The organism is Alphaproteobacteria bacterium (assembly GCA_017308135.1).
GTDB lineage: Bacteria > Pseudomonadota > Alphaproteobacteria > CACIAM-22H2 > CACIAM-22H2 > Tagaea.
Map to the genome: position 1 here is coordinate 457,064 of JAFKFM010000008.1, position 26,852 is coordinate 483,915.

At 65.2% G+C, this 26,852-nt stretch carries 24 protein-coding genes, 1 tRNA gene and 1 riboswitch; of the genes, 12 read left to right on the plus strand and 13 right to left on the minus strand.

Annotation, left to right across the window (positions count from 1 at the left end; all coding sequences use genetic code 11):
• Nucleotides 1-5 precede the first annotated feature (5 nt).
• Nucleotides 6-79: transfer RNA gene (locus J0H39_10565), tRNA-Pro, on the minus strand.
• Between the two features lie 244 nt (nucleotides 80-323).
• Between J0H39_10565 and J0H39_10570 the strand changes: the two genes are divergently transcribed.
• Entirely contained in the window at nucleotides 324-2,369 is a 2,046-nt protein-coding gene (locus J0H39_10570; protein ID MBN9497186.1) for a methyl-accepting chemotaxis protein, read from the plus strand.
• 11 nt (nucleotides 2,370-2,380) lie between these two features.
• Here J0H39_10570 and J0H39_10575 read toward each other — a convergent pair whose 3' ends face one another.
• From J0H39_10575 to J0H39_10595, 5 genes are read right to left on the minus strand one after another with little or no spacing between them, the layout of a single operon-like run.
• Complete coding sequence (locus J0H39_10575; GenBank protein ID MBN9497187.1) at nucleotides 2,381-3,109, minus strand: SDR family oxidoreductase; 729 nt, start codon at nucleotides 3,107-3,109, stop codon at nucleotides 2,381-2,383.
• Nucleotides 3,106-4,389 (minus strand): TRAP transporter large permease, encoded by a 1,284-nt coding sequence (locus J0H39_10580; GenBank protein ID MBN9497188.1) that lies wholly within the window; start codon nucleotides 4,387-4,389, stop codon nucleotides 3,106-3,108. The genes J0H39_10575 and J0H39_10580 overlap by 4 nt, the downstream gene beginning before the upstream one ends.
• A gap of 15 nt (nucleotides 4,390-4,404) precedes the next feature.
• Nucleotides 4,405-4,929: a TRAP transporter small permease gene (locus tag J0H39_10585; protein MBN9497189.1), complete on the minus strand. Its 525-nt coding sequence runs from the start codon at nucleotides 4,927-4,929 to the stop codon at nucleotides 4,405-4,407.
• A 52-nt stretch (nucleotides 4,930-4,981) separates the two neighbouring features.
• Nucleotides 4,982-5,968: a TRAP transporter substrate-binding protein DctP gene (gene dctP, locus J0H39_10590; GenBank protein MBN9497190.1), complete on the minus strand. Its 987-nt coding sequence runs from the start codon at nucleotides 5,966-5,968 to the stop codon at nucleotides 4,982-4,984.
• Between the two features lie 30 nt (nucleotides 5,969-5,998).
• Entirely contained in the window at nucleotides 5,999-6,916 is a 918-nt protein-coding gene (locus tag J0H39_10595; protein ID MBN9497191.1) for a fumarylacetoacetate hydrolase family protein, read from the minus strand.
• A gap of 108 nt (nucleotides 6,917-7,024) precedes the next feature.
• Here J0H39_10595 and J0H39_10600 point away from each other — a divergent pair, with 108 nt between their 5' ends.
• Both J0H39_10600 and J0H39_10605 read left to right on the plus strand, forming a co-directional pair.
• Nucleotides 7,025-7,738, plus strand: coding sequence for an FCD domain-containing protein (locus tag J0H39_10600; protein ID MBN9497192.1), 714 nt, complete (start codon nucleotides 7,025-7,027; stop codon nucleotides 7,736-7,738).
• 12 nt (nucleotides 7,739-7,750) lie between these two features.
• Complete coding sequence (locus tag J0H39_10605; GenBank protein MBN9497193.1) at nucleotides 7,751-8,083, plus strand: EthD family reductase; 333 nt, start codon at nucleotides 7,751-7,753, stop codon at nucleotides 8,081-8,083.
• Here J0H39_10605 and J0H39_10610 read toward each other — a convergent pair.
• Nucleotides 8,073-8,540, minus strand: a complete 468-nt coding sequence (locus J0H39_10610) for a DUF192 domain-containing protein (GenBank protein ID MBN9497194.1) — start codon at nucleotides 8,538-8,540, stop codon at nucleotides 8,073-8,075. The two genes, J0H39_10605 and J0H39_10610, sit on opposite strands and share 11 nt — an antisense overlap.
• 14 nt (nucleotides 8,541-8,554) lie before the next feature.
• The gene (locus J0H39_10615) at nucleotides 8,555-9,658 is read right to left on the minus strand and encodes an acetoin utilization protein AcuC (GenBank protein MBN9497195.1); all 1,104 of its coding nucleotides are present in this window, start codon (nucleotides 9,656-9,658) and stop codon (nucleotides 8,555-8,557) included.
• 52 nt (nucleotides 9,659-9,710) lie between these two features.
• Nucleotides 9,711-9,808: riboswitch (TPP riboswitch) on the plus strand.
• Here J0H39_10615 and J0H39_10620 point away from each other — a divergent pair.
• The 3 genes from J0H39_10620 (at nucleotide 9,791) to J0H39_10630 (ending at nucleotide 12,200) form a co-directional block, all read left to right on the plus strand.
• Nucleotides 9,791-10,507 carry an ABC transporter ATP-binding protein gene (locus J0H39_10620; protein ID MBN9497196.1) on the plus strand — a complete coding sequence of 239 codons (717 nt, stop codon included), beginning with the start codon at nucleotides 9,791-9,793 and terminating at the stop codon, nucleotides 10,505-10,507. (Overlaps the previous riboswitch by 18 nt.)
• Nucleotides 10,504-11,247: an ABC transporter permease gene (locus J0H39_10625; GenBank protein MBN9497197.1), complete on the plus strand. Its 744-nt coding sequence runs from the start codon at nucleotides 10,504-10,506 to the stop codon at nucleotides 11,245-11,247. The genes J0H39_10620 and J0H39_10625 overlap by 4 nt, the downstream gene beginning before the upstream one ends.
• Entirely contained in the window at nucleotides 11,244-12,200 is a 957-nt protein-coding gene (locus tag J0H39_10630) for an ABC transporter substrate-binding protein (GenBank protein ID MBN9497198.1), read from the plus strand. Before J0H39_10625 ends, J0H39_10630 begins: the two co-directional genes overlap by 4 nt.
• Here J0H39_10630 and J0H39_10635 read toward each other — a convergent pair.
• Together J0H39_10635 and J0H39_10640 are read right to left on the minus strand one after the other, a co-directional pair.
• Complete coding sequence (locus tag J0H39_10635) at nucleotides 12,197-13,984, minus strand: ABC transporter ATP-binding protein/permease (protein ID MBN9497199.1); 1,788 nt, start codon at nucleotides 13,982-13,984, stop codon at nucleotides 12,197-12,199. The genes J0H39_10630 and J0H39_10635 overlap by 4 nt on opposite strands.
• A gap of 129 nt (nucleotides 13,985-14,113) precedes the next feature.
• Nucleotides 14,114-16,279, minus strand: coding sequence for a response regulator (locus J0H39_10640; protein ID MBN9497200.1), 2,166 nt, complete (start codon nucleotides 16,277-16,279; stop codon nucleotides 14,114-14,116).
• Between the two features lie 181 nt (nucleotides 16,280-16,460).
• Between J0H39_10640 and J0H39_10645 the strand changes: the two genes are divergently transcribed.
• The 3 genes from J0H39_10645 (at nucleotide 16,461) to J0H39_10655 (ending at nucleotide 19,466) form a co-directional block, all read left to right on the plus strand.
• Nucleotides 16,461-17,429, plus strand: coding sequence for a tripartite tricarboxylate transporter substrate binding protein (locus tag J0H39_10645; GenBank protein MBN9497201.1), 969 nt, complete (start codon nucleotides 16,461-16,463; stop codon nucleotides 17,427-17,429).
• 73 nt (nucleotides 17,430-17,502) lie between these two features.
• Complete coding sequence (locus J0H39_10650; protein ID MBN9497202.1) at nucleotides 17,503-17,979, plus strand: tripartite tricarboxylate transporter TctB family protein; 477 nt, start codon at nucleotides 17,503-17,505, stop codon at nucleotides 17,977-17,979.
• Nucleotides 17,979-19,466: a tripartite tricarboxylate transporter permease gene (locus J0H39_10655; protein MBN9497203.1), complete on the plus strand. Its 1,488-nt coding sequence runs from the start codon at nucleotides 17,979-17,981 to the stop codon at nucleotides 19,464-19,466. Before J0H39_10650 ends, J0H39_10655 begins: the two co-directional genes overlap by 1 nt.
• Here the strand turns inward: J0H39_10655 and J0H39_10660 are convergent.
• The 3 genes from J0H39_10660 to J0H39_10670 form a co-directional block, all read right to left on the minus strand.
• Nucleotides 19,463-19,855, minus strand: coding sequence for a DUF1850 domain-containing protein (locus tag J0H39_10660; protein MBN9497204.1), 393 nt, complete (start codon nucleotides 19,853-19,855; stop codon nucleotides 19,463-19,465). The two genes, J0H39_10655 and J0H39_10660, sit on opposite strands and share 4 nt — an antisense overlap.
• A complete protein-coding gene (locus J0H39_10665; protein MBN9497205.1) occupies nucleotides 19,852-21,948 on the minus strand; it encodes a TRAP transporter permease in 2,097 nt (698 codons plus the stop codon). Before J0H39_10665 ends, J0H39_10660 begins: the two co-directional genes overlap by 4 nt.
• Nucleotides 21,949-22,041: 93 nt before the next feature.
• Nucleotides 22,042-23,019 (minus strand): TAXI family TRAP transporter solute-binding subunit, encoded by a 978-nt coding sequence (locus tag J0H39_10670; GenBank protein ID MBN9497206.1) that lies wholly within the window; start codon nucleotides 23,017-23,019, stop codon nucleotides 22,042-22,044.
• 189 nt (nucleotides 23,020-23,208) lie between these two features.
• On the opposite strand from J0H39_10670, the gene J0H39_10675 reads away from it, so the two are divergent.
• The 3 genes from J0H39_10675 (at nucleotide 23,209) to J0H39_10685 (ending at nucleotide 26,848) form a co-directional block, all read left to right on the plus strand.
• Nucleotides 23,209-23,835 (plus strand): carbon monoxide dehydrogenase subunit G, encoded by a 627-nt coding sequence (locus tag J0H39_10675; protein ID MBN9497207.1) that lies wholly within the window; start codon nucleotides 23,209-23,211, stop codon nucleotides 23,833-23,835.
• 83 nt (nucleotides 23,836-23,918) lie between these two features.
• Entirely contained in the window at nucleotides 23,919-24,404 is a 486-nt protein-coding gene (locus tag J0H39_10680) for a (2Fe-2S)-binding protein (protein ID MBN9497208.1), read from the plus strand.
• Nucleotides 24,405-24,475: 71 nt separating this feature from the next.
• Nucleotides 24,476-26,848, plus strand: a complete 2,373-nt coding sequence (locus J0H39_10685; protein ID MBN9497209.1) for a xanthine dehydrogenase family protein molybdopterin-binding subunit — start codon at nucleotides 24,476-24,478, stop codon at nucleotides 26,846-26,848.
• Nucleotides 26,849-26,852: the final 4 nt, after the last annotated feature.

Below are 26,852 nucleotides of genomic sequence, written 5' to 3' on the forward strand. Positions count from 1 at the left end.
CCGGGTCGGTGTGGCGGGATTCGAACTCGCGACTTCTTGCTCCCAAAGCAAGCGCTCTACCAGGCTGAGCTACACACCGTTTCCCCGGAACCCTTCCCTACACGGGGCCCGGGCCGGAGGCAACCGCGCCGCACGAGGGCGTAATTCCGACGGCTTTTTCGCGAATTCCGGGCGTCCGGTCCCTAAATGACCGCCGAAACGCCGGCGCGAAACCTCTTTTTAAGGAGTTTCCGCTTTAAAGGACACAATCCAAAAATTTGAAATTCCGCGAGATCGGAGAAAGTCTTATGGCGCCCGCCCGCACGACTTCGGTTTCAAGCCGCATGATGATGCTTTTCGGCGCCCTCACCCTGGCGCTGATCTACTTGAACGCCGGCGACATTTGGACGGCGGCGACACGGTTTCTGAACAGCGGCACCGTAACGGCGTTGACCCAGGCCGATCGCGCGATCTTCGAGGCGCTGTCGCCGTTGCGCCAGCAACGCGGCGCGACCGCCACGGCCTTGCAGACGCAAGACGATCCCAAAGCCCAGATCGCCGAAATCCGCCGCCTGGTCGCCGAGCGCACCGAGCGCGCGATCGAAGCCTTGCGCCATTCGGGCGTGGCCGGCGCCGACCGCGACGCGGCGGAGATGCGCGATCTGATGGCCGCGATGGCGGCACGCGGCGCGTCGGTCGATCGCGAAGCGGCCAAGCCGCGCGCGCAACGCGCGCTTCCCGCGATCAACGATTGGGTCTCCGCCGCCGACGATATTCTGGCGCGTTTCGACCAAACCTCGGACCGCTTGGCGACGACCGTGCGCGGCACGGACCCGACCTTCGCCGAATTCGTGCAGTTCCGGCTGACCAGCTGGACGATCCGCTCGAATTTCGGGTCCCAATGTTCCTATCTGCGCCCGACCGTCGCTTCGGGAAGCGCGATGACGCCGGAACAGCATCGCGAGATCGGCCGGTATCGCGGGATCGTCGCCAACCGTTTCGACGAAATGAGCGATCTGCTCAAGAGCCCCGGCGCATCGCCGGCACTCGCCCGCGCCGTCGCCGAAGCCAAGCAGGCCTCGGAAGCATCGATCGCCCGGATGGACGCCATCCTCGCCAAGCTTGGAACGGGCCAACCCGCCGCGCCGGCGGCCGAATGGACCGCGGTGTGCAACGCGCCGTTCGAGAAGATGGTCGCGATCGGCACGATGGCGCTCGACCTCGCCGTCGCGCGCGCCGAAACGATGCGCGCCGACGCGATCGTGGCGTTCGCGATCTCCGCGGCGGTGATGGTCTTCGTACTCGGCCTCGCCGCCTACGCGATGTTCGCCGTGCGCAGCCGCGTGGTCGCCGCCTTCGCCGCGTTGATCCCGGCGATCGGCCGTTTGGGTACCGGCGACTACGCCACGCCGGTGCCGAAATGGCGCCATGCCGACGAATTCGGCAGCGTCGCCGACGCGCTGGAAGCCTTGCGCGAAAGTGCCGCGAACGCCGAACGCTTGAGCGCCGAACAAGCCGCCCAGCGCGAAGCGCAGATCAAGCGCGCCGCCGAACTGGCGCGGCTTTGCGCCGAACTCGACGCCGTCGCGAAGGAGTTGACCGGCAAGCTCGAAGCGTCGACGGCCGATCTGTCGGGCACCGCCAATGCGATGCGCGAAATCGCGAAATCGTCGAGCAGCAACGCGTCGAGCGTGGCGTCGGCCGCCGAGGAAGCGACCGAGAACGTCAATTCCGTCGCCGCCGCGACCGAAGAATTGACCGCGTCGATCGGCGAAATCTCGTCGCGCGTCCAATCCAGCGCCAAGGAAGCCAAGGAAGCCGCCGAGCAAGCCGCGAGCACGAACGCGCTCGTCGCCGATCTGGCGCAGCGCGCGCAGGAAATCGGCGAAGTCGTCAAGCTCATCGCCGGGATCGCCGCGCAAACCAATCTCCTCGCCCTCAACGCCACGATCGAAGCCGCCCGTGCCGGCGACGCCGGCAAGGGTTTCGCCGTCGTCGCGTCGGAGGTCAAAAACCTCGCAACCCAGACCGGCAAGGCGACGGAGGATATTTCCCGCCAGGTGCAGGACATCCAATCCTCGACCGAGCGGACGGTCGCGGCGATCAACGCCATCGTCGAGGCGATCCGCCGCATCGACGGCGGCGCCACGGCCATCGCCGCCGCGATCGAAGAACAGGGCAGCGCCACGCAGGAGATCTCGCGCAGCGTCCAGCAAGCGGCCTCGGGCACGCGACAAGTCACGTCGAGCGTGGCGGGCGTCGCGGATTCGAGCACGAAGACCGAAGCCGCCGCCGATCGCGTCCTGGGATCGGTCACCGCGCTCGCGCATGACAGCCGCTCGCTGAACGCCGCGCTCGACGACTTCCTGGCGAAAATCAAAACGGTCTGAGGCGGCGGGTTTTAGATACCGAGGCCGCCCAGCGACTTGCCGCCGTCGACGAACAGCGTCTGGCCGGTCACGAAGCTGGTTTTGGGCGATGCCAGGAAGGCGATCGCGGTCGCGATCTCGTCGGGCGACGCGGCTTTGCCCGACGGCTCCAGGCTTTCCCATGCCGCGAACATCTCGGCCGGGGCCGAGCGCGTCATCGGCGTATCGGTGAAGCCGGGCGCGACCGAGTTCACCGCGATCTGCTTGGCGCGCAGTTCCATCGCCATCGCGCGCGTGAGGCCGATCACGGCGGCTTTCGACGCGACGTAATGCGCGAAGCGTGTCCCCCCGAGCGCGCCGCGCGAAGAGATCGTGACGATCCGCCCGCCCGGCTTCATCCGCCGCGCGGCTTCCTGCGCTGGGATGAACGTGCCGACGACGTTCACGTCGAGCATGCGGCGGAACTGATCCTCGGTCAGATCGAGGAATTGCGCATCGTTGTAGATGCCCGCCGCCGTCACCATCGCGTCGACGCGATCGGCTTGATCGAGGGCGGCCGCGACCGACGCGCGATCGCACACGTCGCAAGGCGCCGCGAACACGTCGAGCCCGCCCGCGCGCAGCTTGGCGCAAGCGGCGGCGAGCGTGTCGGCCGTGCGGTCCATCGCGAAGACGCGGAACCCGTCCTCGGCCAGACGCTTGGCGGCGGCAAGCCCGATCCCTTGCGCGGCCCCGGTGACGAAGGCGACGGGACTCGTCACGTCGCGTAGCCGAAAAGATGCGGCACGAACAACGTGATCGCCGGGAACAGGATCAGCAGCAGCAGCGCGACGGCCAGCGGCAGGATGAAGGCCCAGATTTCCCGGTTGATCTCGCGCATCGGCACTTTGGACAGCGCCGACAGCACGAACAGGATCAATCCGTAAGGCGGCGAGATGATCGCGATCATGAAATTGACGATCACGACGACGCCGAAATGGACGAGATCGATGCCCAGCGCCTTCACCGTCGGCAGCAGGATCGGCACGAAGACCAGCAGCATGACCGACCCGTCGAGCACCGTGCCCAGGATCAGGAACATCAGGTTCACGACCAGCATGAACCCGACTTGCGAGAACTCGTTCGCCGCGAACCAGCGCGCCACGGCGTCGGCGACGCCTTCGTTGGTGATCGCGTAGTTTACGATGAAGGACGAGACGATCAGCATCATCACGATCGTCGATTGGCGCGAGGATTCGCGGGACACATCGACGAATTTCGCGAAGGACAGGTTCCGGTACCAGACGAAGCCGATCAGCGCGGCCCAAAACGCGGCGACGGCCGCCGCTTCGGTCGGCGTGAAGATCCCAAGCCAAATGCCGCCGAGCAGCACGACCGGCAGCGTCATCGGCACGGCCGCCTGCGCCAGCACGCCCGGTACGGCGCGCAGCGGCACTACGTCGCCGCGCGGCAGATCGCGACGCTTGGCGACGATGTAGATCCAGGCGGAAATCGACGCCGCCATCAGCAAACCCGGCACGATGCCGGCCAGGAACAGCGCGCCGATCGAAGCGCCCGACAGCAGCGCATAGAGCACCATCGGGATCGACGGCGGAATCAACGGCCCGAGCAGCGAGGCCGATGCGGCGATCGCGCAGGCGAAACCGGCGGGATAGCCGCCTTGGCTGCGCATCATCCGCACCGCGACCATGCCCGCCCCGGCCACGTCGGACACCGCACTGCCGGTCATCGACGACATGACGAGATTCATCAGCACGGTCACGTGCCCGTGGCCGCCGCGCAAGCGGCCGACCAGCGCGCTGCCCGCGTTCCACAAACGGTCGGAAATCGTGACCGCGTTCATGATGTTGGCGGTCAGCACGAACAGGGGTACTGCGATCAGCAGGCTTAAACCCAGCGTGCTGTTCAGCGTCTGGTCGGCGAGCAGGCCGATATCCTGGCGCGTGACGGCGAGATACGCGATGCCCGAGGCGAACATCGACGCCGCGACCGGCAAGCGCAGCACCGCCGCGACGACGAAGACGGTCAGCAATGCGGTCATTCCGACGGACATGATTCAGCCGAGCAGATTGTTGGTTTGGTCGGCGGGATCGCCGTCGCGCACCCGGGCGCGCCAATCGCCGAAAATCGCGTCGTAGCATTTGAACGCCAAGCGCACAGCCCACGCGGCGATGTAGATCAAGAAGCACGAATAGACGAAATCGAGACGCCATTCGAGCGCCGAGGTGCGCTCGCGCCACAGGAACAAGATGTAGTCGGCGACCAGCGGCCACGCGTAAGCAAAGATCGCGGCGAACAAAGCACCCTGCAGAATCAGGATGACGCGGCGCGCGCGCGGCGAGGAGATGTCCCAGACGATGTCGAAGGCGACGTGATCCTTGTCCTTCGTGACGAAGGAGTCGGCGATGAACATCGCCCAGATCAGCATGATCATGCCGAGTTCGTCGGCCCAGGAGATCGGGCGGTTCATGACGTAGCGCATGAACACGCCCGCCAGCGTCACCGCGAAGGTCGCCGCGAGCAGCAGCGCGGAAACGGCCTCGGCCGTGCCCCTCAAGATTTCGAACGCGCGTCGCAACATCGCCAGTTCCGATCGAAAAAGGCCCCGGCGATTCGCGCCGGGGCCCATCGTTTCAGCGGATCGCTTCGACCTTTTCGGCCAGACCCGGCTTCCAGCGCGCCATCATGCCGGATTCCTTGTACTGCTCCATCACCGCCGCGCGGAAGGCGGGGATGTCCGGCTCGACGATCTTGATCCCGGCGGCGCGGAACGTATCGGCCGCCGATTTCTCGTCCTCCAGCGTCTTGGCGATTTCGAAATCGGCCGCTTCGCGCGAAGCCGCGCGCAGTTCCGCCTGCTGGGCGGGTGTGAGCTTGTCGAAGGCCGGCTTGGCGATCGCGAAGAACACCGGTTGGACGAGGTGGCGCGTCAAGATCACCTGCGCGGTCACTTCGTTGAACTTCCAATCGCGCGTCATGTTGATCGGATTGTCCTGCGCGTCGATCGATCCGGTCTTGAGGCCGAGATAGACTTCCGTGATCGGCATCGACACGGCCGTGGCGCCCAGCGCCTTGGCCAGCATCTGGAAGGCCGGGCCCGGCGGCATGCGCATCTTCACGCCCGCCAGATCGCCGGGCAGGCGCACCGGCTTGTCCATGCGCAAGTTCACCGTGCGCGTGCCGAGATACGCGGTGTCGAGGATGACGATGCCCATCTTCGACGCCACGTCGTCGGCGAATTCCTTGCCGATGTCGGACCGGAACGTCTTGATCAGATGATCGGCGTCGCGGAACAGATAGGCCGCGCTGAACACGCCGTATTCCGGCAACTGGCCTTCGATCTCGAACGTGACCGGGCTCGCCATTTCCAGGTTTCCGCGCTGCATCGCGGGCAGTTCGGTGCCCTGGCGGAACAGCGAGCTGGCCGTATGGACCGACACGCGGATCTGGCCGGGGAACTTCGCTTCCATCCGCGTCTTGATCATGCGGAAGGCGTCGCTCAACGGCGACTGATCGGGCGCCGCCGTCGAAATGCGGATTTCGGTCTGCGCGACGGCGGGCGCCGACGCGAGGCCGCCCAGCAGCAACGCGGCGGCGGCGAGTTTCAGAAACGACTTCATAGGCTTTTCGCTCCTTGAATGAGGGAGGGTTCAGCGCGGCTCTTGGATGACGACCGACAGCTTGCCGATCGTCTCAATCTCGGCGTCGACTTTGTCGCCGGGTTTCAGGAAGGTCTGTTTGGGCACGCCCACGCCCGCGGGCGTGCCGGTCAGCAGCAGATCGCCCGGGTCGAGCGTCATGATCTTCGACGCCGTCGAAATCTGTTCGGCGATCGAGAAGATCATGTCGGTCGAGCGGCCGTTCTGTTTGAGCTCGCCGTTCACCCACAGCTTCAGGCCGATATCCTGCGGGTTGGCGATCGCCGAGGCGGGCACGAAGCGCGGGCCCGTCGGGCAGCACGTGTCGTTCGCCTTACCGGCGACCCAGTCGAGCTTGTAGAAGGTCTCCGGCGCGCGGTTGTGGTCGCGCGCGGAGAAATCGATCGACACGGTGTAGCCCGCGACATACGACAGCGCGTCGTCGACCGACACATTGCGCGCGCGCTTGCCGATCACGGCGGCGAGTTCGATTTCCCAATCGAACGCCTTGGTGCCGATCGGCTGATGGACGGTCGCGCCCTCGCCCACGATGGCGTTGCGCGGCGGCTTCATGAAGAAGAACAGACGCTGGTCTTCCTTCTTCGCCCCCGGCATGCCCATCTCGGCAAGGTGATCGAAATAATTGGCGCCCGCGCACAAGATCTTGCCCGGATAGAGCAAGGGCGCGAGACGGCGCGAAGGCGTCACCGCATCGGCGGCGTCGACCAGCGTTGCGGCCTTGTCGAGCGCGGCTTGGGTTCTGGACCAATCGGCGAAGACATCGACGACATTGTCGATCCCGGCGAGTCCGGCGCGCGCCAAGGACGGCCCCAGGCGATAAAGCTTTTCGCCGACTTCCAGGACCGCGACCGGCTTGCCGCCCGCCTCGACCGTCGCCAACGCCCATTGCGCCGCGTCCCTTTTCGCCATTCTGCAACCCCCTGCCGTACAACACGAAACGACGCTTGGCGCCGTTCGCGCGCTTGACTTTGTATGAAGAAAGGCTAATTTTATGAAATCTGAGAGTCAATACGAAAAATGACATCCGTCATGGAAGAAATCGACGAACTGTCCCAATCCGAGCGCGCCTATCGCGTGCTTCGCCGCGAGATCCTTCACGGCGACGTGATGCCCGGCGAACGCTTGCGCGCGGCCGATCTGCAGGATCGCTACGATCTGGGACTGACCCCGATCCGCGAAGCGCTGATGCGCCTCACTTCCGAAAGCCTCGTCGAGGGCGAAGCCAATCGCGGCTCGCGCGCGCGCGACGTATCGATCGCGGAGCTGCGCGATTTGATGGCCACGCGCCGCGAGATCGAACGCATGTGCTTGGCCGCGTCGATCGCGCACGGCGACGCGCAATGGGAAGCGGAGATCGTCGCGAGCCTGCATCTGTTGACGCGCGGCGCCCTGCCCGCGTCGGACGGCGATCGCGATACGGCGGCACAATGGGAGGCGTTGCATCGCCGCTTCCACACGGCGCTGATCGCAGCTTGCGGTTCGCCGTGGCAATTGCGCTTCTGGAACATGCTCGCCGACCACTCGGAGCGTTATCGCAAGGTGCGCCTGTTGCGCCATCGCGAGAAAAACGCCGAAGTGCGCGACGCGCATGCCGAACACGCCGCGATCGCCGACGCGGTGTTGAGGCGCGACGCCGAACGCGCCATCGCGCTGATGGACGCGCATCTGACCGCGACCGAAAACTCCGTCGCCCGTCTGCTGGAAGCGGGCATGCGCGACGCCGGAAAGTAACAGGAGCTAAACTTGATCGTCCGTTCCGCCGTCCTCGAAGGTACCGTCGCCGAAGCCGATCGCGCGACGTTCGACGCGCTCGCGCGCAATGCGATCCTGCCCGCGATCACCCGCTATCCCGGCATCCGCGAAGTGCGCTTGCGCAAACCGGCCGAAACGGAAGCCGGCGCGCCGCCGGTCTATATGATCTTCGATCTTTATTTCGACGATTTGGCGGCGATGCATGCCGCCCTCGCCAGCCCCGTGCGCCAGGAAGTGCGCACAGAAATCGGCGCGGCGATGAAGTTCTTCACCGGCCGCGTCTATCATCTCGTGCTGGAAGATTTCGCGAAGCTCAAGCCCTGAACATCGCGTGGACCATCCGGTCGCCGGGTTTGATTCCCAGGCGCTGGACGGTGCCGCCGTTCAATTCCAGCACCGCGCGCACCACACCGCGCGATTCGATCGTCGTCTCGTCCATCGGCACGGCGCGCTCGTGGATATGGACGATCAACCCCGTCTTGTCGGCGAACAGCATGTCGAGCGGGATCAGCGTATTGCGCATCCACATCGCGACGGGCGAGTCCCGCTTGAAGTCGAACAACATGCCCGCATCGGCCGCCATCTGACGGCGATACATAAGGCCCAACGTGCGGCGCTGGTCGTTATCCGCGAACTCGACCGTGAATTTATGCGTCCTGCCGCCGCTGACGATTTCCAGCGGCCCCTTCTCGAAGGTCACGCCGGCGGCGTTTTGCGCGAGAACGGGGGATGCGGCGAAGGCCGCGAGCCCGGCGAGGAATAAACGGCGTTGGATGATCATGGTCGCGATTCCTATCACGCCGCGCGGGCGCGCCCCAAGAGGGCGCGTATTTCCGCGCGGATCGGCCCGTCGCGCGGTTCGTCGGCGAGCGTGGTGAACCAATGCTCGGGCCGGACTTGGTCCTTACGGCGATGCCAGGTGAGTGCCCGAAGCATTTCCTCGGCTTCCGGCGGCAAGCGATCGGGAATGTCGTGCCCCGCGACCTGCGCCCATAGGCCGGTCCAGGCGCGCGCAACACTCCATGGATTGTAGCCGCCGCCGCCGGTGATGAGGGTCGGCACGCCCAACGACAGCAATGCGGCCCCAGCGCGCCACAACGCCAAATTCGACAGGCCGAGATTCGACAGCGGATCGTCGGCGAGCGCATCCGCCCCGCCTTGCACGATCAGCGCTTGCGGCTTGAACGCGACGAGTGCGGGCAGGATCGCATCTTCGACCAGCAGCGCGAATTCGCTGTCGTTCAAATCGGCGGGCACGGGGAAATTCGTCGCGATCCTGCCCGCCGTTTCGTGAGCCGCACCGGTATTCGGCCAGCGCCCGGCTTCGTGGATTGAATAGAGGCGCACGCGTTCTTCGCCCGCCAAGGCCGCTTCGACGCCGTCGCAATGATGCGCGTCGAGATCGACATAGGCCACGCGCGTGAGCCCGCGGTCCAGCAAACGCAAAATCGCCAGCACGGGATCATTGAGATAGCAGAAGCCCGAGGCTTGATCCTTGCGCCCATGATGCGTGCCGCCCGCCGGGCTGTAGATGCGCGTGGCTTGCCCCGCCGCCAAACGCTCGGCGGCCGCGAGCGAGGCGCCGCACGCGGTCGCGGGGCGGCGGAAAATCTCGCCGAACACCGGATTGCCGCCGCGCCCGATATTGTGGCGTTCCGACGTCGCGTCATCGACGCTTTGCGCCGCTTCGGCCGCGATCAGCGCGTCGATATAGGCGGGATCGTGGAAGCGGATCAGCTCGTCGCGCGTCGCGATCGGGCTGTCGAGAAAGCGTTCCGCCGGCAGCCAGCCCAGCGCCCGGCACAGATCGATGCAGGTCGACACGCGCGGGATCGCCAACGGGTGGTTCGAGCCGTAGCGCGAGCGCCGATAGATTTCCGAACCGATGAACAACGCCATGCGCAAGAAGCTGGAGCCCCTTGCGTGCCGCGTCAACCCGTCGTATAGCCAAAACGTTCGCACGGGGTGCCGGCACTGGGTCGGCTGAGATCATACCCGTCTAACCTGATCCGGGTCATGCCGGCGTAGGGAATGCGGAAACCACCCTCTCTCCATTTGCGATCCGCGCGCCTTGTCTATGACGGCGTGCCGCTGTTCGAAAGCCTCGACGCCGAATTCGCGGCCGGGCGCTTCACCTGCTTGCTCGGGCCCTCGGGTGTCGGCAAATCGACGTTACTGCGCGCTTTCGCCGGGTTGGCCGAAGTCGGCCCGGACGCGGTTTCGCCCGAGCTCCCGCGCGTCGCCTGGATGGCGCAGGACGATCTGCTCTGTCCGTGGCTCGACGCGCTGGGCAATGTGACGCTGGGTGCGTCGTTGCGCGGCGAAAAAGCCGATCTCACGAAGGCGCGCGGTCTGTTGGCGCAAGTCGGCCTTGGTGATCGCGCGAACGCCGCCCCACACGAGCTTTCCGGCGGACAGCGCCAGCGCGTCGCCCTCGCCCGCACGCTTTACGAGGATCAGGACGTGGTGCTGATGGACGAGCCCTTCGCAGGCCTCGACGCGCCCACGCGCTGGCGGTTGCAGGAACTCGCCGCGACGCTGCTGGCCGGCCGCACCGTGTTGTTGGTCACGCATGACCCGCGCGAGGCGCTGCGTCTCGGCCACGATATCCGCGTTCTCGCCGGGCGGCCGGTGAAACTCGGCCCCGTGCTGTCGCCATCCGGTGCCACGCCGCGCGCGCTGGACGACATGGCGCTGCTGGCGATGGAAACGAAGCTGATCGGCGAGATCGCGGACGGTGCGACATGATCCGCGCCGTGATCATCGCGATGGGCTTCGTCGCCGCCTGGTATGCGCTGGTCACGGCAACGGGCGTGCCGCATTACATCCTGCCCGGCCCCGCGCGCGTCGCTGCCGCCTTCGCCGACAATGCGGGTTTCATCGCCGAAAATGCAGCGATCACGTTCCTGGAAATCGTGCTCGGCATGCTCGTCGGTTTGCTCGCAGGCCTGTCCTGCGCGCTGGCGTTGGCCATGTCGCGCCTGTTGCGCGTCTGGATGCTGCCGCTGATCGTCGCGAGCCAGGCAATCCCGGTTTTCGCCATCGCGCCCTTGTTGGTGCTGTGGCTTGGCTACGGGATCGCGTCGAAAATCGCGGCGGCGGCGTTGATCATCTTCTTCCCCGTCGCGTCGGCCTTCTACGACGGGCTCGCGCGCACCAATGCCGGCTTCCTCGACCTCGCGCGCACGATGGGTGCGACGAAACCGCTGATCCTGCTGCGCCTGCGCTTCCCCGCTGCCCTGCCCGCACTTGCCTCCGGCATTCGCGTCGCTGCCGCGATCGCGCCCATCGGCGCGGTGATCGGCGAATGGGTCGGCGCCTCGGCCGGCCTCGGCTTCGTCATGCTGCAATCCAATGCGCAGATGCGCGTCGATCTGGTGTTCGCAGCACTGATCGTGCTCGCCGCCTTCGCGCTGATTTTCTACGCCGCCATCGATCGTTTGATGACGGCGCTTGTTCCGTGGGACCCGAAAAGGATCGATCGATGAATCTCTCCCGCCGCGCTTTGCTCGCCGCTTCCGCCGCTTTTCTCGCCGCCCCGTCGATCTTGCGCGCACAAGCCGGGAAGGAGTTCACCGTGTTGCTTGATTGGTTCGTCAATCCGAACCATGGGCCGATCATCGCGGCGCAAGAACTCGGTTATTTCCGCGAAGCGGGCCTCGACGCCAAGATCGTGCCGCCGACCGATCCCAACGATCCGCCGCGCTTGGTCGCCGCCGGACGCGGCGACGTCGCGGTCTCGTATCAGCATTCGCTGGTTCTGCAGGCCGTGCAGGACATTCCGCTGATGCGCATTGGTGCTCTGATCGACACGCCGCTCTCGACGATCACGGCGCTGGCCGACGGCCCGATCCGCTCCCTCGCCGATTTCAAGGGCAAGCGGATCGGCTATTCGATCTCTGGCATCCAGACGGCATTGGTGCGCGCGATGTTGAATTCGGCGGGTGTCACAATCGACGACGTGCAAATGATCAACGTCAATTTCTCGCTGTCGCCCGCTTTGCTCGCGGGCCGGGTCGAAGGCGTCATCGGCGCACTCAGAAATTTCGAGCTGCATCAGCTCGACCTCGAAGGCAAGCCGGGCCGCGCCTTCTTTCTGGAGGAACATGGCATTCCGCTGCATGACGGCTTGATCTTCGTCGCCAACCGCGAACGCGCCAAAGCGAAAGACCCGGCCTTGCGTGGCTTCCTCGACGCGGTGGAGCGCGGCGCCCAATACTGCGTCAACAATCCCGACGACGCATGGAAGCTGTTCCTAAAGGGCCGCACGCAGCTCGACAACGAGCTCAACCGCCGCGCCTGGAAATCGACGCTGCCGCGCTGGGCGCATTCGCCCGCCGCCCTCGACCGCGCGCGCTACAAGCGCTTCGCCGAATTCCTGGCGGCGTCGAAGCTGATCGCCAAGGAACCCGATCTCGATAGTTTCGTGATGGCGCTTTAGACTTTTTCCGCCAGCCGCGCGGCTTCGGCGCGGATCTCGGCTTCCTGCACCTCGACCTGGCGGCGCCACATCTGGGCGTAGAGCCCGCCAAGCGCCAACAGTTCGGTGTGGCGGCCGCGCTCAGCGACGCGGCCCTTGTCGAGCACGACGATCTGATCGGCATCGACGACGGTCGACAGGCGGTGCGCGATGGTCAACGTCGTCGTGCCCGCCGAAATCTGGCGCAGCGATTCCTGGATTTCCTTTTCGGTGCGCGTATCGAGCGCCGAGGTCGCCTCGTCGAAGACCAGCAGCTTGGGCCGCTTCAGGATCGTGCGCGCGATCGACACGCGCTGGCGCTCGCCGCCCGACAGCTTCAAGCCGCGCTCGCCGACCCGCGATTCGTAACCGTCGGGCAGCGACATGACGAAATCGTGGATGCGCGCGAGCTTGGCCGCCGCGATCACTTCGTCCTGCGACGCGTCGGGCCGGCCATAGGCGATGTTGTAGCCGATCGTATCGTTGAACAGCACCGTGTCCTGCGGGACGATGCCGATCGCCGCGCGCAAACTGGCTTGCGTCACGTCGCGGATGTCCTGACCGTCGATCAGGATGCGCCCGCTATCGACGTCGTAGAAGCGGAACAGCAAGCGCGAGATCGTCGATTTGCCCGCACCGGACGCGCCCACGATGGCGATCATGTGACCCGGCTCGACCTCGAAATCCACGCCGTGCAGGATGGAGCGGCGCGGATCGTAGCCGAACCCGACATGCTCGAAGCGCAGACGCGCCCCTTCGACCCGGAGTGCGGGCGCGCCGGGCTTGTCGACGATTTCCTCGCGCGCGTGCAGCAGGCGGAACATCGAGCTCATATCGATCAGCGCTTGGCGCACTTCGCGATAGACCATGCCGAGGAAATTGAGCGGCAGATAAAGCTGGATCAGGTAGGCGTTCACCAGCACGAAGCCGCCGACCGTCATGCGGCCCGCGGCGACTTCGGTGGCGGCGAGCAGCATCACCGCCGTCAAGCCGATCGCGATGGTGAAACCTTGGCCGACGTTCAGCAGCGACAGCGAGGTCTTCGACAGGATCGCCGCGCGCTCGTAGGAATCCAAGGAAACGTCAAAGCGCCGCGCCTCATGCGCCTCGTTGCCGAAATATTTGACGGTCTCGTAATTCAGCAGCGAGTCGATCGCTTTGGTCGACGCTTCGCCTTCCGCTTCCAGCATTTTGCGCCGATAGCGCAAGCGCCACGCCGTGATCGCGAAGGTGTAGGCGACGTAAAGCCCGATGGTGACGAGCGTGACGGCGGCGAAGCGCCAATCGTAGAGCCACCACAAAATGCCGCAGACCATCGCGATTTCCAGAATCGTCGGGATGATCTGGAAGATCAGGAAATGCAGAAGGTTCTCGATCCCGGCCGTCCCGCGCTCGATGGCGCGGTTGAGGCCGCCGGTCTGCCGGTCGAGATGGAAGCGCAGCGACAGGCGATGGAGATGCTGGAAGGTTTCGAGCGCCACTCGGTGCATCGCCTGATGCGCCACGCGCGCGAACACGATTTCGCGCAACTCGGTGAAGATTTGCGACATGACCCGCGCGGCGCCATACGCCATGACGATGGCGATCGGCACGACGATTTCCGCCCCGCCCGCCCCCGACAGCGCATCGACCGCGCGCTTATAGAAGATCGGCACCGTCACGGTGGCGAGCTTGGCGCCGACCAGCATCAATAGCGCGATCGCCACGCGAATGCGGATCTCCGGCCGGTCCTTGGGCCAGAGATAGGGCAACAGGCGGCGGATCATGCCCACGTCTTGCGCGGGATCGACACCGGGAACGTTGAGCGGATCGGAAGGCTGGGAACGACGTCGCATCGGCCCTATGTAGGGCGCCCGAGACCGCTTCGCCAGGGCGTTGCTGTTTCCGGCGGTGACTTATTGCGCCGCGTCGGGCCGGCCGGTCGCCGCCGGGGCCAGCGCCAGCGTCATCGCGCGCAGCAAGGCGGTCTTGCGGAAGGGCTTGGAGATATAGTCGGTCATCCCCGCTTCCAGCGCCTTTTCGCGGTCGCTTTCGAACGCGTTGGCGGTGACCGCGACGATCGGCACCCGCCCGGCGATTCCCGGCATCGCGCGGATCGCTTGCGTCGCCCCATACCCGTCCATCTCGGGCATGTTGACGTCCATCAAGATCAGATCGAACGCCTTGCCGCGCTGCGCTTCGATCGCCTCGAGGCCGTTCTCGGCGGTGCCGATCTCCACGCCCAGCGGTTCCAGCATCGCTTCGACGATCATGCGGTTGGTTTGATTGTCTTCGGCGACCAATACGCGCACCGGCCGGCCGAACCCGCCGGCAACGGAAGCGAATTCGCGCGCCCAATCGACGTCCTTGCGCGCCGTATCGGCCCGCTCCTCGGCCGCCAATCGCAAGGGCACGGCGAAGGAGAACACGCTGCCCTGGCCGGGTTTGGAATCCGCGCGCACATCGCCGCCCATGCGCGCGACGAGGCGCTTGCTGATCGCCAAGCCCAGCCCCGTGCCGCCGAAGCGGCGCGCGATCGACCCGTCGAGCTGCTCGAATTCGCGGAACAGCAGCGGCAAGCGATCCGACGCGATGCCGATCCCGGTATCGATCACGCGCACGATCAAGCGGCTGCGGCCGTCGGCCTCCGGCCGCGCGGACATTTCCACGTCCACGCGCCCGCGTTCGGTGAATTTGACCGCGTTCGACAGCAGGTTCAGCAGCACTTGGCGCAAACGGCCCGCGTCGCCGACCAGCCGCGACGGCACATCGTCGGCCGAGCTCCATTCCAGGATCAAACCTTTCGCCCGCGCGCGCGGCTGGACGATATCGACCGTCGCGCGCACCAGCGCGCGCGGATCGAAGGGCAGATCCTCGAATTCCAGACGCCCGGCTTCGAGTTTCGAGAAATCGAGCACGTCGTTGATGATCTGCAACAACGCTTCCGATGCGTCGCGGATCGCGTCGACATAGCGGCGCTGCGTGGGATCGAGCGTCGTGTCGTTGAGCAAGCCCGCCATGCCCATGACGCCATTGATCGGCGTGCGCACCTCGTGGCTCATCGTCGCCAGGAAGTTCGACTTGGCTTCGTTCGCGGCTTCGGCGGCTTCCTTCGCGTTGCGCAAGGCTTGCGTGATGCGATGCTCCGACGTCACATCCTGCAGAATGTGAATCTGCCCGCCTTGGTGCGAAGGAATGCCGATCACGCGGATCGTGCGCCCGTCGCCCAGCGTACGCTCGTAGCGCGCGCCGTTATTGAGGCGCGCCAGCGCCGTCATCGACCAGGATTCGCGCGCATTGGCGGGTATATCGTAGATCGACGAACCCGCATGCAGCTGCATCAGATCGAAGCCCAGCATGCCGGGTTCGAGCTTGCCGTCGACATACGGGAACATTTCGGCGTAACGCTTGTTCCACAAGATCACGCGGCCCGTGGCGTCGAGCATCAGGAACCCGTCGCGCAAGGATTCGATGCCGTCGCGCAAGGTGCGTTCGCTATCCTCGGCCGAAATGCGCGCCAGCGCCAAGGCTTGGCGCGCTTCCATTTCCGCCGTCAGGTCGCGGCCCGATCCGCGATAGCCCGCGAAATTACCGTCGAAATCGTAGAAGGGCTTGCCCGAGACCGAGAAGAATTGCCGCCGCCCCAGCCTGTCCACACGCTCGAACGTGAAGTCGCGGAAGGGGTCGCGCCGCTCGAGCAACGCCAGATGCGCCTTCATCTGCGCATCGCTCACGCCCATCAAGGGCGTTTCCTCGATCCGCATGCCGTATTGCTTGGCCAGGCCCAAGCCCCACGGGTCTTGCCCGCCGGTCGAGAACCAGGTGAAGCGCAGATGCTTATCCTGTTCCCAGAACCAATCGGCGGTGGTTTCGGCGAAATCGCGGAAGCGCTGCTCGCGCTCCTCCAGCCGCGACTGGATGCGCGACAGCTCCTCCAGCCGGCGATGGAGCTGCATGGCGAGGGCCAGAATCGACAGCCCCGCGACCAGCGCCAAGCCCACCAGCAGCGCGTCCGAGCGCGTGATTTCGTCCACCGCCCGGACGAAAAACGCGCCGATATCGAAGGTGCGCAATCCGTCCACGCCGCTTAAGCGATCCCCGCGCGATTAAGGTTTACGGACCCTACAATCCCCGCCCCCGCCCGGCAAGCGACGGCAAGTCAATACCTTGCAAATCCACCTTCGGCTCCGCTAAATTCCCCGCATCAGAGCCGGGCCATTCAGCGAAGTCCGGCGCAATCAATCTTTCAGGAGAGGCCCCTTCATGTTGCTCCGTCGCGATTTCCTCAAAACCTCCGTCGCCGCCGGCGCGCTCGCCGGCCTGTCGGCCCCCGCTTTCGCCCAGACGATGGATCGTCTGCGCATGTATATCCCCGCGGCCCCGGGCGGCGGCTGGGACCAAACGGGCCGCACGATGGAACAGGCGATGCGCGCCGCCGGTATCGTCAACAATTTCCAATTCGAGAACGTGCCGGGTGCCGGCGGCGCCGTCGGCCTGCCCCGCTTCCTGGGTATGCGTGGCCAAAGCGACATTTTGATGGTCGCAGGGCTCGTGATGATCGGCTCGCTGATCGCGAATAAAAGCCCGGTGAAGATCACCGACGCCACGCCGATCGCGCGCCTGACCGGCGAATATCAAGTCGTCGTGGTGCCGCCGAATTCGCCGCACCAAGATATGCGCAGCCTCGCGGCGGCCGTGAAGGCCAATCCGGGTGCCGTGTCGTGGGCCGGCGGTTCGGCCGGCGGCACCGATCACATCCTGGTCGGCATGATCGGCCAGACTTTGGGCGTTGAGCCCAAGGCGATGAGCTATGTCGCGTTCTCGGGCGGCGGGCCTGCCCAAGCCGCGTTGCTCGGCGGCCAGACCACGGCCGGCGTTTCGGGCTGGGGCGAATTCGCCGAACAGGTCAAGGCCGGGCGCCTACGCGCGATCGGCTATTCCTCGCCCACGCGCGATCCCGGCATCAACGTGCCCACGCTGAAGGAACAGGGCATCGACGTCGAACTCGCCAATTGGCGCGGCGTGTTCGCCGCCCCCGGCATCAACGCCACCCAGCGCGCGGCGCTGACGGCGGTGGTCGAGCGTATGGCGAATTCGGCACAGTGGAAGGACGAGTGCACGAAGCGCGACTGGGTCCAAATCCTCATGTCGGGCGACGAATTCGGCCGTTACGTGTCGGCCGAAGTCACGCGCATCGAAGGCGTGCTCAAAAATCTGGGTCTCGCCACCTGATTCGATTGCGAAACCGGCGGTACCGCTTTTTCCAAGGGCGGTACCGCCGGTTTTTTCTTTGCGCCGGGGAATCATGAATTTCAAACTCACCGCCGACTCTTGGGTCGGCATCGCGGTTCTGGTCTTCGCCGGCATCGTCTATTACGAAGCCGCACAGATTCCCGCCTCGCCGCTTTACGCGCGCGTCGGCCCCGCCGTGTTCCCCTTCTTCATTTCCGGCGCCATGGCGCTGCTGGGCGTCGCGTTGCTCGTCCAGGGCTTGCGCGGCGGCTGGTCGCACGAAGACCCCGAATTGACGCTGAAGCCCGATTGGCGCGCGGTGTTCTGGGTGGCGTTGGGCCTTGGCATCAATCTCGCCGCGATCGCCGATCTCGGCTTCACGCTCGCCTCGGCGCTGATGTTCGCCTGCGTCTCGCGCTGCTTCGGCTCCAAGCGCCCGATCGCCGATTTCGGCGTCGGCCTCGCGTTGGCGGCGTTCGCGTATTTCGGCTTCTCGATCGGCCTCGGCATCAATATCGGCGAAGGCATCCTGGAAAAACTGGTGTTCTGATGGAAACGCTCGCCGATCTCGCCACCGGTTTTTCCGTCGCATTGACGCCGACCAATCTTCTGTTCGCGCTGGTCGGCACGCTGCTGGGCACGGCGATCGGCGTGCTGCCGGGCCTGGGGCCCGCGCTCACGATCGCGCTGCTGCTGCCGATCACCTACAAGGTCGACGCGACGGGCGCCTTCATCCTGTTCGCGGGCATCTATTACGGCGCGATGTATGGCGGCTCGACGACGTCGATCCTTTTGAACACGCCGGGCGAGAGCGCCACGATCGTCACCGCCCTCGAAGGCAACAAGATGGCCAAGCGCGGCCGTGCGGGGGCGGCGCTGGCCACCTCCGCCATCGGATCCTTCGTCGCGGGCACGATCGGCACAATCGGCATCACCTTCGTGGCGCCCATCGTCGTCGAACTGGCGCTCAAATTCGGCCCCGCCGATTATTTCAGCCTGATGATCCTCGCCTTCGTCACCGTGTCGGCGGTGCTGGGCAATTCGGCGATCCGCGGGCTCGCCAGCCTCGCCTTCGGCATTTGGCTGGGCCTTATCGGCATCGACATGCAAACGGGCCAGGCGCGCTTCACCTTCGGCCTGATCGAATTGCTCGACGGGATCAACGTGATCGTCGTCGCGGTCGGCCTGTTCGCCGTGGGCGAAACCTTGTGGCTCGCCTCGCGCCACGCCCATGGCAAGGACGAGTTGCTGCCGATGTCCGGTTCGCTGTGGATGACGCGCGAGGAATGGCAGCGCAGCTGGAAGCCTTGGCTGCGTGGCACGGGGCTCGGCTTCTCGATCGGCGCGCTGCCCGCGGGCGGCGCCGAAATTCCGACGTTCTTGTCCTATTACATCGAGAAGAAACTCTCGACGAAGCCCGAGGAATTCGGCCACGGCGCGATCGAGGGCGTGGCCGGCCCCGAAGCCGCCAACAACGCGTCGGCCGCCGGCGTGCTCGTGCCGATGCTCACGCTCGGCCTGCCGACCTCGGCCACCGCCGCGATCATGCTGTCGGCGTTCCAAAGCTACGGCATCAATCCGGGCCCGTTGCTGTTCGAAACCCAGGCGACATTGGTGTGGGGCCTGATCGCCTCGCTCTACATCGCCAATGTCATGCTGCTGGTGATGAACCTGCCGATGGTCGCGGTGTGGGTGAAGATCCTCGCGATCCCCAAGCCCTGGCTCTATGCCGGCATCATGGTGTTCGCGACGATCGGCACCTATGGCATCAGCCAGAGCGTGATCGACCTTGCCCTGCTCTATGCGGTCGGGATCGCCGGCTATTTCATGCGCCGCTTCGACTTCCCCACCGCCCCGGTCATCATCGGCATGATCCTGGGCCCGCTGGCCGAACAGGAGCTGCGCCGCGCGCTGACGATCAGCCAGGGCGACATGACCGTGTTCCTGACGCGCCCGCTCTCGGCCTCGCTGCTGGCGCTGGCCGCCATCGCCCTGTTCGGGCCGGTATTGTGGAAGCTCGCCAACCGGCGCAGTTAACGCGCCGGACAGGCGAATAGATCGGTGCCGTCGGGCCCGGGCGGCAACAGCGCCTCCATCGGGCGGCATTGGCCGTCCCAACAGATCGTGTAGTCGCGGGTCAGCCCCGAACGGCGCAGCGTCACATGCGTGAGCGGCGCGACGCGGGGGCTGTAGTGATACCAGCCGTCGCGCAACACGGCGTCGGACGGCGGCTCCATCCCCGCCCCGCTGCCCTGAATGCGCGCGCCGACGGGCAGGATCTTGCCGTCGTCCGTGACGCGCCAATCCTCCTCCCACCGGATCTTTTCGATCGAGTGGGTCCAGGCGAGCGTGAATTCCTGCGCCGGCACCGTCGCCCCGATCAGCGACGGCCAGACGCCAAGGCAGAGAACCGCGAGCCCGTTCACGCCCGCGCGGGCGCTTGGCGCGTGCGCCACCAATGCCAGGCGATGAACACGGCCGACAGGGCGAAGCCGAGTTCGTCGGTGATGGGAACGGCCGCGATCAGCAAGGCCGCCGCGATCGTCGCGATGGCGCGGTCGATCCAGCCCATCGGTCCGATCAAATAGCCGCTGGCCGCGCCCCCCCACAGGCCGATCGCCAGCAGCGCCTTGAAGGTGATGTAGACCACCGCCAACGGGCTGTCGGTTTGCAGCAGCAACGCCGGATCGTAGACGAACATGAACGGGATCACGAACCCGGCCAGCGCCACGCGCACGGCGATCACGCCGATTTTCATCGCCGATTCCTTCGCGATCGACGACGCCGCGAAGGCCGCCAGTGCGACCGGCGGCGTGAGGTCCGCCATGATGCCGAAATAGAAGACGAACATGTGCGACTGGAGAAGTTCCACGCCCATGCCGAGCAACGCCGGCGCCACCATCGACGCGGTGATGATGTAGTTGGGGATCGTGGGGATGCCCATGCCGAGCACGAGGCACACGACCATGGTCAGGATCAGCGCCAGAATCTTGCTGTCCCCCGCCACGCCCACGACGATGCGCGCGAAAGTGCCGCCCAGCCCCGTCATGGTCAGCGTGCCGATGATGATGCCGACCAGTGCGCACGCGATCGCCACCGCGATGGCGTTGCGGGCACCTTCGGCCAAGCTGTCGAGCATGATGTCGTAGGTCTCGCGCGCGCCCTTGAAGAACGCGGTGACGAGCAACAGCGCCGCCACGATCCCGACCAACAGGTTGAGATTCTCGGTCTTGAGATAAAGCCCGCCGAGAATGCCGAGCACGATCCACAGGAAGAACCGGAACGGCATCGCGCCGAGCTTGGCGGCGATGCGCCCACCCAGGATCAGCACCACGGTGAAGCCGAGGCCGACCGTGCCCGCGTAAAGCGGCGTGAAGCCCGCGAACAGCAGATAGACCAGGATCACCAGCGGCAGCAGCAAATACCAGCTTTTCTTGATCGCCTGCCACGCCGATGGGCATTGATCCTTCGGCAGGCCGGAGAGATTCAACCGCTTGGCTTCCAGATGCACCATCCAGAAGGCCGACGCAAAATAAAGAATGGCGGGGATCGTCGCGGCGAGTGCGATTTCGGCGTAAGGCCGGTCGAGATTCTCGGCCATGATGAAGGCGACCGCACCCATCACCGGCGGCATGATCTGGCCGCCCATGCTGGCGGTCGCTTCGACGGCGCCCGCGAATGCCGGGCGATAGCCGAAGCGCTTCATCAGTGGAATGGTGAACTGGCCGGTCGACACGACGTTGGCGACACCCGACCCATTGATCGTGCCCATCAGCGCCGATGAGACGACCGAGACCTTCGCCGGACCGCCGGTGTAATGCCCGACCGTGCCCATCGCGATATCGTTGAACAGCTGAATCATCCCCGCCTTCTCGAGGAAGGTGCCGAACAGGATGAACAGGAAGATGAAGGTCGCTGAGACTTGGATCGGAATGCCGTAGATGCCTTCCACGCCGCGATAGAGCTGGTGGAGGATCAGATCGAAATCGTAGCCGCGATGGCCGTAAGGGAACGGCAGAATGTCGCCGAAGAAAAGATAGACCAGGAACAGCGCGCAGATCAGCGGCAGCGCCACGCCCATCACGCGGCGCGCGGCTTCGAAGACCATAACGATGATGATCGACCCCACCACCATGTCCATCGGCGTGGGGTCGGGATAGGTCATCAGCTCGATATGGAAGACCCAGTGATAGAAGCCGAGCGCGAACGCCGCGATCGCGAGGATCCAATCGTAGAACGGCACGCGTTCGCGCGTTTCGCCGGGCAGCAGCCGCGAACGGAACAGCAGGAACACCAAAAACAGCACGAACCCGACATGCACCGATCGCACGATGATGCTGGAAATCGGGTTGAAGGCGGCCGTGTAGATCTGGAACAGCGAAAAGATCACGCCCATCCAAAACACGACCTTGCCCGCGAAGCCGTGCAACGTGGGTACGTGTCCCGCCGCTTCCTCCGCCTGTCGCAAGGCTTCTTGGGAGATTTCCTCGTCGCCTTTCGGCAGTGCGGCGTTCGTCATGTGCGGGACCGGAGAAAAAAGGGACTGAAATAGAACCGGCGGCGGCCCGTTAAAGCCGCCGCCGGATTGGCGTCAGATTACCCGACGCTTCGATTACTTCAAGAGGCCGCGCTCGCGATAGTAACGCGCCGCGCCCGGGTGCAACGGGGCCGGCGGGTTCTGGAAGGCATCTTCAAGCTTGATGCCCCGCGCGGCGGCGGCGCTGGCCACCATGCGGTCCAGGTTTTCGAACATCGCCTTGGTCATGGTGTAGACCTGATCTTCCGAGACGCGATCCGACGTCACCAGGAAGTTCTTGATCTGCACCGTCGCGACCGCCTCGTCCTGGCCGCGATACGTGCCTGCGGGCACCGTGCCGGGCTGATAGGCCGCGTCGCCCACCTTCGCGATGACGTCCGCCGGAACGGCGACGATCACGATATCGCTGGTCGACGCGACGTCGCGGATCGCGGCGACGCCCAGACCCGCCGAGATCAGCGTGGCGTCGAGCTGGCGGTTCTTGATCAGATCGACCGACTGGCCGAACGGCAGGAACTGCACCTGCGAGAAGCCCGTCCCCAGATTCTGCGGACCGCCATAGCCCAGACCCGCGGCCTGGAAGATCGCGCGCGCGTTGACTTCCGTGCCCGAACGCGCCGCACCGACCGAGATGCGCTTGCCGCGCAGATCGGCCAGCGACTTCACGCCCGATTCCTTCGACGCGACGATCTGGATGTAGTTGGAATAGAGACCGCCGATCGTACGCACGCGGGTCAGCGGCTGCGCGAAGCCGACTTCGGCGTTGCCGCGCACGGCGTCCGACAGCGCGTCGCCCAGCGTGAACGCGATTTCCGCGCGGCCCTGCTGGACGAGGTTGAGGTTTTCGACCGACGCGGCGGTCGCCTGGTGCTGCACGCGCGCCTGGGGCATCGCTTGCGCGTAGATGGCTTCGAGCGCCTGGCCGAGCGGGTAATAGACGCCCGTCGTGCCGCCCGAAACGATATTGATGAACTGCGCGTTGGCCGGGGCCGCCGTCGCCAGGACGGCGCCGAGCGCCGCCGCCGCGAAAGCCAATTTGCCGTGAAACGCCATCGTGTCCTCCCTTGTGGTTGCGCTACATAAGCGTTGCGCGTTTGTGCAGGATCGATCCGAAGCGGTCAAGCCGTACAAGCACTTTCGCAAGAGCGAACGTCATGGCCGCCGGAACATTCGTGCGGATTGACGCCGGCACGCCGGATCGGGCTATCTCTCACCAGCGAATCTCCAGCGATCGGCTGTGCCATGAATCTCTCCGGCGAATACAAGCTGCCTTTGCCCCGCCAAGCCGTGTGGGAAGGATTGAACGATCCCGACGTGTTGAAACGCTGCATTCCCGGCTGCGAAGAACTGATCAAAAGCAGCGACACCGAAATGTCGGCGAAGGTCGCGCTGAAGATCGGCCCGATGTCTGCCAAATTTTCGGGCAAGGTCACGCTGTCGGAGATCGACCCGCCCAAGGGCTACAAGATCGCGGGCGAAGGTCAGGGCGGTGTGGCGGGTTTCGGCAAAGGCTCGGCCGTCGTCAGTCTCGAGGAAGACGGTCCGGCCGGGACGATCCTGCGCTACACGGCCGACTCCCAAGTCGGCGGCAAGATCGCACAACTCGGCTCGCGCCTGATCGACGCCACCGCCAAGAAATTGGCCGACGAGTTTTTCGGCAAGTTCGCCGCCGCAATGGCCGAACGTGCCGGTCCGCAAGCCGCAACGCCCGGGTCCGATGGCGCGGCCGATGGTTCTGCCGCAGTGCAAACAAGCGCCCCTACCCCGGTTTCGGCGCCGCCGGCCGCTGGCGGCGGCCTGTCGCCCGCGGTTTGGATACCGGCTTTGGTCGTCGCGCTGGCCGCCGTCTACTGGCTCGCTTCGCGATAATCCCGAACGTCATCGACGCGTGCTTGACGCCGCGCCATTTGGCGCGGGAGACTTGATCAATACGTACACATGGGGGGAGCACCATGCCGAAAGTTTCGCTGACCGTGAACGGACGTGCCGTTTCGGCCGATGTTGAAGGCCGCACACTGCTGGTCCAACTGCTGCGCGAGAAGCTGGGCCTGACCGGCACGCATGTCGGTTGCGACACCAGCCAGTGCGGCGCTTGCGTCGTGCATATCGACGGCAAGTCGGTCAAGAGCTGCACCTATCTCGCCGTGGCCGCCGAAGGCGCCAACGTCACGACGATCGAGGGCCTCGCGAACGGCAACGAGCTCCACCCGATGCAGGCGGCGTTCAAGGAACATCACGGCCTGCAATGCGGCTTCTGCACGCCGGGCATGGTGATGAGCGCGGTCGATCTCGCCAAGCGCAATTCCAATCCCAGCGAACACGAAGTCCGCGAATGGCTCGAAGGCAATATCTGCCGCTGCACGGGCTATCACAACATCGTCAAAGCCGTGCAAGCCGGCGCCAAAGCGATGGCGGGGGCCAAGGCCGCCGCCGACTGATCCCAACCGCACGACAAAAAGATGCGGGCACACCGACGTTCTGAACGACACGCGGTTTCAGGGAGGATGATATGGGAGCGGAAGGGATCGGCGCCGCCGTCCGGCGCAAGGAAGATTTCCGGTTTTTGACCGGTCGCGGCAACTACACCGACGACATCAATCGCCCGGGCCAGACGCACGCTTACTTCCTGCGCAGCCAAGTCGCCCACGCGACGATCGGCAATATCGACACCGCCAAGGCCGCCAAGGCGCCGGGCGTGGTCGCGATCTTCACCGGGGCCGATTTCGCCGCCGACGGCAAAGGCGGCCTGCCCTGCGGCTGGCTGGTCAAAAACAAAGACGGCTCGCCGATGCAGGAGCCGCCGCACCCCGTCCTCGCTCAAGGCAAGGTGCGCCATGTCGGCGACCCGATCGCCGTGGTCATCGCCGAAACGCGCGAGCAGGCCAAAGACGCCGCCGAATTGATCGACGTGCAGCTCACCGAACTTCCCGTCGTCGGCACAATGGCCGATGCGGTGAAGCCGGGTGCGGCCAAGGTCCATGACGGCGGCAATGTCTGCTACGACTGGCATATCGGCGACAAGGACGCGTGCGACGCCGCGTTCAAGAAGGCGTTCAAGGTCGCGAAGCTCGACCTCGTCAACAACCGCCTGATCCCCAACGCGATGGAGCCGCGTGCCGCGATCGGCGATTTCGATCGCGCGACGGGCGAATACACGCTCTACACCACCAGCCAGAACCCGCATGTCATCCGTCTGCTGATGGGTGCCTTCGTGCTGCAAATCCCCGAAAGCCGTTTGCGCGTCGTCGCCCCCGATGTGGGCGGCGGTTTCGGTTCGAAGATTTTCCACTACGCCGAAGAAGCGACGGTGACGTGGGCGTCAGCGAAGGTCGGCCGCCCGATCAAGTGGACTTGCGATCGCGCCGAATCCTTCATGTCCGATGCACATGGCCGCGATCACGTCAGCCACGCCGAAATGGCGATGGATAAGGACGGCAAGTTCCTCGCGCTGCGGGTCAAGACGGACGCCAATATGGGCGCCTATCTCTCGACTTTCGCGCCGGCGGTGCCGACCTATCTCTACGCCACGCTGCTGGCGGGCACCTACACGACGCCGGTCATCTACGCCGAAGTGCGCGCCCTGTTCACCAACACGGTGCCGGTCGATGCGTATCGCGGCGCCGGTCGCCCCGAGGCGACGTTCCTGCTCGAGCGTCTCGTCGACAATTGCGCCGCCGAGATGGGCATGGATCGCGTCGAGATCCGCAAGCGGAACTTCATCCCCGCCGATGCCTTCCCCTATCAAACGCCGGTCGCGTTGCAATACGACAGCGGCGATTATCAAGCGACACTCGCCTCGGCGCTGAAAATCGCCGACTGGGCCGGGTTCGAGGCGCGCCGTGTGGCCGCCGCGAAGAAGGGCAAGCTGCGCGGGATCGGTATTTCGACCTATCTCGAAGCTTGCGGCATCGCGCCGTCGGCGGTGGTGGGATCGCTGGGGGCGCGGGCGGGTCTTTACGAATGCGCGAATATCCGCGTGCATCCGACCGGCTCGGTCACCGTGTTCACCGGTTGCCATAGCCACGGCCAAGGCCACGAGACGACCTATGCGCAGTTGGTCGCCGATCGTCTCGGCATTTCGATCGATCAGATCGAGGTCTCGCATGGCGATACGAACAAGATCCCGTTCGGCATGGGCACCTATGGCTCGCGTTCGCTGGCCGTCGGCGGCACCGCCATCGTCAAGGCGCTCGACAAGATCGTCGACAAGGCCAAGAAGATCGCAGCGCATCTGCTCGAAGCCTCGCCCGCCGATATCGAATTGAAGGACGGCAAATTCGTCGTCGCGGGCACGGACAAGGCCAAGGCGTTCGGCGAGATCTCGCTGGCCGCCTATGTGCCGCATAACTACCCGATCGACACGGTCGAACCGGGCCTCGAAGAAACCGCGTTCTACGATCCCAAGAACTTCACCTTCCCCGGCGGCTGCCATATCTGCGAGGTCGAGATCGACCCCGATACCGGCGTCACCAAGGTGGTGAAGTTCACGGCCGTGGACGATGTGGGCCGGGTCGTCAATCCGATGATCGTCGAAGGCCAAGTTCATGGCGGCCTCGCCCAAGGCATCGGCCAAGCGCTGCTGGAAACTTGCGTCTACGACGAAAACGGCCAGCTACGCTCGGGCTCGTACATGGACTACACGATGCCCCGCGCCGACGACCTGCCCAGCTTCGACGTCGCCACCCAAAGTACGCTTTGCACCCATAATCCGCTGGGCGTAAAGGGTGTGGGCGAAGTCGGCGCGATCGGCTCGCCCCCCGCCGTGATCAACGCGGTGGTGGATGCGCTGCGCGAGACGGGTGTACGCCATATCGACATGCCCGCAACGCCCTCTAAGATCTGGGCGCTGCTGAATTCCGGCCGCCGCGCCGCGGCCGAGTGAGGGA

Coding starts and splice junctions, on each gene's coding strand:
- J0H39_10625 (MBN9497197.1), top strand. CDS start 10,504: ATGATCCGCGCCGTGATCATCGCGATGGGCTTCGTCGCCGCCTGGTAT.
- J0H39_10675 (MBN9497207.1), top strand. CDS start 23,209: ATGAATCTCTCCGGCGAATACAAGCTGCCTTTGCCCCGCCAAGCCGTG.
- J0H39_10655 (MBN9497203.1), top strand. CDS start 17,979: ATGGAAACGCTCGCCGATCTCGCCACCGGTTTTTCCGTCGCATTGACG.
- J0H39_10665 (MBN9497205.1), bottom strand. CDS start 21,948: ATGACGAACGCCGCACTGCCGAAAGGCGACGAGGAAATCTCCCAAGAA.
- J0H39_10680 (MBN9497208.1), top strand. CDS start 23,919: ATGCCGAAAGTTTCGCTGACCGTGAACGGACGTGCCGTTTCGGCCGAT.
- J0H39_10635 (MBN9497199.1), bottom strand. CDS start 13,984: ATGATCCGCCGCCTGTTGCCCTATCTCTGGCCCAAGGACCGGCCGGAG.
- J0H39_10615 (MBN9497195.1), bottom strand. CDS start 9,658: ATGGCGTTGTTCATCGGTTCGGAAATCTATCGGCGCTCGCGCTACGGC.
- J0H39_10570 (MBN9497186.1), top strand. CDS start 324: ATGATGATGCTTTTCGGCGCCCTCACCCTGGCGCTGATCTACTTGAAC.
- J0H39_10595 (MBN9497191.1), bottom strand. CDS start 6,916: ATGGCGAAAAGGGACGCGGCGCAATGGGCGTTGGCGACGGTCGAGGCG.
- J0H39_10620 (MBN9497196.1), top strand. CDS start 9,791: ATGCGGAAACCACCCTCTCTCCATTTGCGATCCGCGCGCCTTGTCTAT.
- J0H39_10580 (MBN9497188.1), bottom strand. CDS start 4,389: ATGACCGCATTGCTGACCGTCTTCGTCGTCGCGGCGGTGCTGCGCTTG.
- J0H39_10670 (MBN9497206.1), bottom strand. CDS start 23,019: ATGGCGTTTCACGGCAAATTGGCTTTCGCGGCGGCGGCGCTCGGCGCC.
- J0H39_10600 (MBN9497192.1), top strand. CDS start 7,025: ATGACATCCGTCATGGAAGAAATCGACGAACTGTCCCAATCCGAGCGC.
- J0H39_10650 (MBN9497202.1), top strand. CDS start 17,503: ATGAATTTCAAACTCACCGCCGACTCTTGGGTCGGCATCGCGGTTCTG.
- J0H39_10585 (MBN9497189.1), bottom strand. CDS start 4,929: ATGTTGCGACGCGCGTTCGAAATCTTGAGGGGCACGGCCGAGGCCGTT.
- dctP (MBN9497190.1), bottom strand. CDS start 5,968: ATGAAGTCGTTTCTGAAACTCGCCGCCGCCGCGTTGCTGCTGGGCGGC.
- J0H39_10630 (MBN9497198.1), top strand. CDS start 11,244: ATGAATCTCTCCCGCCGCGCTTTGCTCGCCGCTTCCGCCGCTTTTCTC.
- J0H39_10645 (MBN9497201.1), top strand. CDS start 16,461: ATGTTGCTCCGTCGCGATTTCCTCAAAACCTCCGTCGCCGCCGGCGCG.
- J0H39_10685 (MBN9497209.1), top strand. CDS start 24,476: ATGGGAGCGGAAGGGATCGGCGCCGCCGTCCGGCGCAAGGAAGATTTC.
- J0H39_10610 (MBN9497194.1), bottom strand. CDS start 8,540: ATGATCATCCAACGCCGTTTATTCCTCGCCGGGCTCGCGGCCTTCGCC.